The 7,623-nt window shown below is 66.1% G+C and carries 1 protein-coding gene; it reads right to left on the bottom strand.

What is annotated here, in order from left to right; genetic code table 11:
- A partial coding sequence (locus tag VFZ66_00550) for an RHS repeat-associated core domain-containing protein (GenBank protein HEX6287641.1) occupies positions 1-7,237 on the bottom strand: 7,237 nt, incomplete at its 3' end.
- Positions 7,238-7,623: the final 386 nt, after the last annotated feature.

Raw genomic sequence — 7,623 nt, 5'->3', positions numbered from 1 at the left:
GCGAGCCACAGCGCATCCCGCTCCTTCCGTGGGCCACGGCGCTCTCCCGCTGCGCCCGCGCATGGCTCCCTGCTGACGTCGGCTCCTCGCCTTCGTCGCCGCCATCCGTCCATGCACCGCTGGCCTGCACCGAGATCGTGCTCGTCTCGGCTGCTGCTAGATCCGTGTCGAACAGGCCCAGCGGATCGGTACGGGTGATCGGGTTGCCGCGCACGTAGCTGTAGCGGTTGAGACTGCCCGGCTCGGTCTCCACCGCCGGGAACGGATCGGGCGTCAGCCAGGTCGCGGTCGCCGGGTCGTAGGCGCGATTGCGGGCATAGACCAGCCCGTTCGCGTCGTGGCGGTGGCCCGTGTAGCCGTAGCCGCCATCCAGCGCCTCCGCCCCGCGCTCGACCGCGCCCCAATCGGCGTAGGTCGCGGGCAGCCCACTGGTCGGCGCGCCGGTCCGGTCGGTGTAGGCCACGTAGCTGCCCTGTCCGTCCAGGTGCGCAAAGCGCATCGCGCCGTCCTGCTCGATGCCAAGATGACTCATGCCCTGCGGCGCGGTCACGAACCACTGCGGGGATTCTCCGCTGGTCGTCTGCATCAGCACATCCCAGCCGTCCTCGTCATACAGCGTATGCTCGCTGCTTCTCAGCGATCCATCTGCCGCTCGATCTTCGACCACGATGCGGCGGTTGAGGCTGTCGTAGCGAGCCGTCTGGCTGCCCTGCGGCGCTCCGGCGGCATCCAGCGTCGTCACGCGAATCAACCGACCGCGCGCGTCGTAGGCGTACTGCTGCCGAATGCTGCCTGTGGCGCTCAGCCGCTGTCCGGCGGCATCATGGCTGAAGGTCGTGCTGCCGGTCCGCGAGTCGGTCTGCTCCAGCAACCGGTCGGCGATGTCGTAGCGCCAGCGCTGGCTCCAGCTCGTCCCGCCCTCGGTCACGTCGATCGCGGTGCGATTCCCGGCGGCATCGTAACGGATCTGCTGCTCAAGCCGCGTGGTCGTCGCGCCGCTCCGCACGCTCTGGATCAGGCGGTCGGCGGCGTCGTAGCGGTAGGCGGTCTCCTCCAGCGTCACCAGGCCGCCGAGCGTCAGCGCCGAGATGCGCTCCTGCGTGCGATTGTGGTTGGCATCCAGGGTGTACTCGTAGGCCGCGAACGCGCCGTTGTTGCCCTCGTTCAGCACGCTTGTCACTTGGCCCGCGCTATCGTAGTTCCAGCGCAGCGCCGAGGTGGGATAGCGCAGATCGATCAGGTTGCCATTGGCATCGTGGGCGGCGGTGATGGTGTTGCCCAGCCGATCGGCGATCTCCTTGGGCCAGCCGTTGGCGTCGTAGGCGACGATTGACGCGCGCCCATCGGGATAGATGGTGGTCGTGCGCCGTCCCGCCGCGTCGTAGCGCCATTGCACGGTGTGTCCGGTGCTGTCCCGCATCTCGACCGCCCGACCGAGCAGATCGTAGGTGGTGGTCTGCGTGCCAGCCGCGCTGCTCCTGGCGATGACGTTGCTGGTGGCGTCGTAAGTGGTGGTTTCCGTGGCGCCGCCCGACAGCGCGACCGAAACCGGGCGATCCAGCGCGTCGTACTGGGTGGCGATCCGCGCGCCGTTGGGCCGTTGCTCCAGAATCGGGTTGCCTACCGGGTCATACTGGAACCGGGTCCGATTGCCCAGCGCGTCGCTCGTGGTGATGAGACGGCCCAGCAGGTCGTACTCGGCGCGGCGGCGATGCCCGTTGCCGTCCAGCGTCTCGATCAGGCTGCCCGCCGGATCATAGCGCACCTGGATCGCGTTCGCGAGCGGATCGCTGACGCTAATCAGGCGGCTGGCCTGGTCATAGGTCATGCGCACACGCTGGCCCGTGGCGCTCACCTCGGCGGTCGTGTTGTCCAGCACGTCGTACTCCGTGCGCGTGGTATGACCAAGCGGATCGGTCGTTGCCGTGCGCCGGTTGCGGGCATCATAGGCCATCGTCGTGACAAAGCCGCGCCCGTCCATCTGCGCGATCAGGTTATTGGCGGCGTCATAGACCAGCCGCAGTGCCTGACCGCCGGGCTGCGTGATTTTGATGGGATTGCCCACGGCGTCATAGTCGGTGATGGTCGCGTTGCCCAGCGGATCGATCCGGCGAATCGCCCGGCCCAGCAGGTCGTATTCGGTGCGCCAGACGTGGTTTGCCGCGTCGATCTGGGCAATCTGGCGGTTCTCGTTGTCGTAGCGGAAGCTCGTGATCGCGCCGCGTGGATCGATCGTCCGCGCCACGTTGCCTGCGGCATCGTACTCCGTGCGCGTCACGAAGCCCAGCGCATCGATCTCGGTGATGGCGCGGCCCAGCAGATCATACTCGGTCCGGGCGCGCCGACCGAGCGGATCGGTGATCGTTAGCGGCGCGTCGTCGCTGTCGTAAGCGGTGGTGGTGGCATGGCCCAGCGCGTTGATCTCGCGTACCACGCGGCCCTCGGCGTCGTACTCGGTGCGCGTGATGGCACCACGGGGATCGGTGGTGCTCAGGGGGCGACCCAGCGCGTCGTAGGCGGTTCTGGTCGTCGCGCCGTAGGGATCGCGGGTGGCGGTGACGCGGCCCAGCCGGTCGTACTCGGTCGTCTCGTGATGGCCGAGCGCGTCGATCACCACGACCGACTGGTTGTCGGCGTTGTACTCGGTGCGCGTGATCCCACCCAGCGCATCGGTGACGGCGACGGGATTATCGTTGGGATCGTAGGTCGTCGTCTCGGCAAAGCCACGCGGATCAGTCACGCGCACGGCATTCCCGACCGCATCGTAGGTGGTCGTGCGGGTCTGGCCTGCCGCATTCGTCTCCGCCGTCACGCGGCCTTCGGCATCGTAGGCGATTTGCCGCACGCCGCCCAGCGCATCGGTCACGCGGATGGGACTGCCCAGCGCGTCGTACTCGGTGGTCGTGGTTGCGCCGACACCATCGGTGGCGGTCAGCACCCGGCCCTGGGCGTCGTAGGTCCAGGAGCGCGACACGCCGCGGGGATCGATCTCGCGCAGCCGACGGCCTGCGGCATCATAGACCGTCGCCGTGCGATTACCCAGCGCGTCGATCACCAGCGTGGGTCGATCCTGCGCGTCGTAGCGGGTTTCGGTCACACCACCCCGGCGATCGGTCGTCGCGATCAGCCATCCGAGGCGATCGTAGCGATAGGCCGTGACCGCGCCCAGCCGGTCGATCTCTTTCAGGATTCGTCCGTTCGGATCGTACTCGGCAGTCGAAACATTGCCGAGCGCGTCGATCGTGCGCAGCGAGCGGCCCGCCGCGTCGTACTCGTAGCGCGTGGTCTTGCCCAACGCATCGGTCTCGCTGATCAGCCGTCCGAGCGGATCGTAGGTCATGGTGGTCACGGCACCCAGGCGGCTGGTCTCGGTCAGCACCCGATCCAGCGGATCGTAGGTGCGGCTGACAGCATTACCCCGCGCATCAATGGTCCGAATCTCGCGGCCTGCGGCATCGTACTCGTGGCGAATCTGGCGGCCCAGCGGATCGGTCTCGGCGATCACCTGTCCGGCGGCATCGTAGGTGAACGTCCAGGTCGCGCCCGTGCGATCGGTGCGCGCCGCCAGCCGGCCCGCCGCGTCGTAGGTCTGGGTCGTGGCCTGGTTCAGCGCATCCACCGTGCGCCTCAGCCGCCCGACTTCATCATAGAAATACTCGGTCACCGCGCCAGTAAAATCGGTCTCGCCGATCAGTCGATGATTGCCGTCGTAGACGAACTGGCGCGCCGCGCCGAGCGGATTGGTTTCGCGGACGAGATTGCCCACCGCGTCATAGGTGAACTGGGTCACGCTGCCATCGGCGGCCTCGATGCGCGTGACGCGGTGATCGGCGTCGTAGGTGGAGCGCACCGTGTGGCCCAGCGCGTCGGTGATCGCGATCATGTCACCAGCGGCGTTATAGGCGTAGGTCGTCGTCGCGCCCAGGGCATCGGTCTCGCTGGCGATCTGGCCGGTGGCGGTATAAGTGCGGCGGATGGTGTGACCGAGCTCGTTGGTTTCGCTGAGCACCAGCCCGGTGGGCGTGGTCTCGTAGCGGCGCTGACCGCCCAGCGGGTTCTCGATCGCGGTCAGCTGCGCGCCCGTGTAGCTGGAGCGGGTGGTGTGGCCGAGCGGATCGGTGGCGCTGGTGCGCTGGTTGCGGGCATCGTAGGTATAGGTCCAGGTCGCGCCGAGCGGATCGGTTTCGGTCAGCACGTTGCCATTGGCGTCGTAGGTGTACGCCCAGGTGGCGTTGAGCGCGTTGGTGTAGGTCAGCAGATGATCATCGGCGTCGTAGGTGTAACGCTCGGTCTGGCCCAGCGCATCCACGCGCTGCAGCAGCCGGTCGCGCTCGTCATAGGTATCGGTGAGCTGCTGCCCGTCGGCGGCGACATAGGTGGTAGTGCGGGTGCCGTCGTTGTAATTAAAGGTCGTCCAGGTGGTGCTGCCTTCGCGCTGCTGGGCCACGCGGCCCTCGGCGTCGTAGACATTCTCGACCACGAGCCGCCCTGCGCCGTCGGTGATCCGCGTGATGCGGTGGCTGTCGTCGTAGCTGTAGCTGGTGACAGCGCCCGTGAGATCGGTGGCCTGCTGCACACGATTTGTGCCGTCGTAGGTATAGAGGAGCGTCCCCGTAGGACAGGCGATCGCCGTGACGCGGCTGTTGGTCCAGCCAAACGTACAGGTGTGATTGGCGGAGCGCACCGAGGCGAGTTCCGCGCCGGTGTAGGTGGCGGTCAGCGTGGAGCCGGATCGATCCGTGATGGTCTGCCAGCGACCGTCGGCGTCGAAGGTCGTGACGGTGAAATCAGAATCGGTGAGCGTCCATGCGCCCGTGGTGAGATTGCGCGCCAGCGTGAGATCTCCGCCGTCGTCCGTGGTGTACGAGCCGTCTGGGGTGTACACCACTTCTCCAATATCGCCGTCGTCGTCTTCAGGCGTGGTGCGAATCTCCTCGCGAAATCCGGCGGCAAAAAAGACCTGCTGCCCGTCGTCGCGCACGGCAATCACCGACTCATCCTCTTGCCGGATCAGCCGCTCGGCGTAGGTGGCCGCCCAGCCAGGGCCAAAGCTGCCGACCGTAGCGGTATCCAGGCTGTTGAAGGTGCGGCCCAGCGCGATCGAGAGACCAGCGTCCGTGAGCGTGGCATCGATGGCGGTTGACGAGAAGTTGCCCGTCGAGGTGTTCACCGGCTCGCCGGCGCGTCCGTTCTTGCCGCGCGTGCCAAGGGTTCGGGCATGGCGGGGTGGACGGGAAGACTGGATCGTGTACTGGCGGGTGTTGGCGAGCGTGGTGCTATCTTTGGGAATATAGATGCGCTGCCAGGAATTTCCATCAAAGAATTCAGCCCGGCCCTCATAGCGACCGGCATCAGCAAATGTTCGGCTCCGGGTGTAGGTATAGCTTTCACCAGGGGTAAGCTCGATCTCAGCGGTGGCAGGAAAGTGATCGGGCTGCCCGGTGGAGAGACGCGTCATACCAACGCGAAATCTCGGAACGCGCACCCGCCGATTCCCCGTGTTCTTCACGGTAAAGGTGGCCGTCACCGTCGCGTTTTGCGGCGCTGCGGCCTGTGGCGAAAAGGTCAGGCTTTGGGTCAGGTACAGCTCGTTGCGTCGCGCCTGCGGAATCGTGTAGTCGACGGTCAGCAGCGGACGCACCTCAGCGGTTGTACCATCATGGCAGGGCGAGTCGCTCGGCGCGCATTGGTTGGTCGCGAATCGACCGCCTGCCTGTGCCTCGTTCGCCATGACAATCGTGAGACCCTTTTCCCCGCTTGGCTGGGGATTGGCATACCACGCCTGGGCAATGGTCGTCACCGCGAACGACTTGAAATTAGCACCTGCACGGACCGTGGCGGCGATCGGACTGGGCGTTGCCGCCCGGCCCGGTTCATTCGTCCCGTTCACGTCGGCTTCAACCCAGAGATCGATGGTGCGATACAGTGTGACATTGTACGCGCCGCCATGATCGTCCTGATACTGGTACAGGCGCAGCGTGGCGTCCGTAATATCGGCGGCGGTAATCCCCGTGGGGAGCCACGGCAAGCTGAACTGAAGGTAGAGCCGCCGTGTCGCCCCACTTGGCGAACTGCCGAGCAGCATGCTGTTCTCGGCGTGATGCTGATCTCCGTCGAGATCGCTTGATGCGGCATAGGTATCGCCGCTCAACGTTGCCGTCAATGTGGGATCGAGCGTGACCGGGTACGCGCGCGCCGGATCGGCAAGCCACGCGGCGCTCGGCGTGTAGGTGAGCGTGTAGTGTCCAGCACCACGCGGCTGCAATGCCACCCGAACATCAGGTGTGGTCGCTCCTTGCACGTCGATCAGGAACGGTGCTGAGATTGTCCACACCTGTCGTCCGGCCTGATCCAGGACGAGAATGCGCTGTCCATCTTGAACAAGCGTACCGCCTGCGATCTGCAAGGTGGAGCGAAATGTAAAGTCGGAGGCGGGCGGGCGGGCAAAGATCAGATCTTCTTTGACCCCAGGGCCGGTCGCGGTGTAGCGCAGGTCCACGCCGTCCAGCACGTTCTGATAGGTGATCTGCGCGCCGTCGGTGGTGGCCTGCGCCAAACGAACGTGCTGGGGCGTCCAGCCGAGCGTGAGTTCGCCCGCCCTCAGGTCGACCAGGTGGCGGTCAGGTGGGAGTGGGCGACTCGCAGTCGGCGCGACAAAGCGAAGGTCGAGATCGGTGCCGTGGACGCGATAGGCTGGCGGCGAATCCGCTGTCTGCGCGGCGGGCTGAAGGGTGGGCGCATACGGCAGCCATTGATCGCGAGCCTGATAATGAATCGGCTGCGACGCGATCTCGGTGCGCCACCGGTCGTTGGGAAGTTGGTAGGTGCGGCTGGTTGCCGTGCGATAGGCGGGAAGCTCAACCGGCGCAGTGATCGCTGCATCCGGCGACGCGGTGGTTCTGGCATCGCCCGCCAGCGGAACGTAGGTCGTGTAGTATGCGATGGGATCTGGGGCCGAACGCTCGCGGTTTTGCTCGGCTGCGGCTCGTGCCTGAAGCTGGGCGAGGCGCTGCTGCTGATCCACCGGGGGGACGGCGACGACCGGCGGCGTGACGCCAGCCGGTGCGTCTGGCAGCGAGCGACGACCGGGTATGTTCTGACGCTGCCACCAGAAGCGAGCGGCAGCATCCTGGACCGCCTGGGCATGCCCAGGCGTTGCCATGGGTAGCAGGTTGCCAAGCAGCAGGAAGCACCAGAGCAGGGTCAGCGGACGTGAGCGACGGAGCGTAGTTGGCATAGTGACACGACCTTAAGCACAGGGGTGAAGGAGTCAGTCATGGGTGCTGCGGAAGTGGGGGAAATCCAGCGATGAGGAACGAACGCGCACGGCACCATCCTACCAACGGTCGTAGACCGGAGCCAAGACCAAAGGTCCAGATAGCGGACGCACAGAGGACGAGCGCGGAGCAGGTACAAAGTCCTGAGGATGCGGGCTGACTCCACGGAGTCAGTCAGGGGGAGCGTACGCCACGGGGTAGGGATGCAGCAGGACTCGACGTCTATGGGGTCGCGCGGCGGGTGCAGATAAGGAAGCACAGCCGGGTCACTCCGCCATACCCGTGTGGGGGATTTCCCAGGTGGCTTGGACCTCGACCCGGAGCGGCACGACGATCGCGCCACCCG

The organism is Herpetosiphonaceae bacterium (assembly GCA_036374795.1).
GTDB lineage: Bacteria > Chloroflexota > Chloroflexia > Chloroflexales > Kallotenuaceae > LB3-1.
The sequence above is the reverse complement of the archived record's forward strand: the minus strand, read 5'-3'. Positions and strand labels throughout refer to the sequence as shown.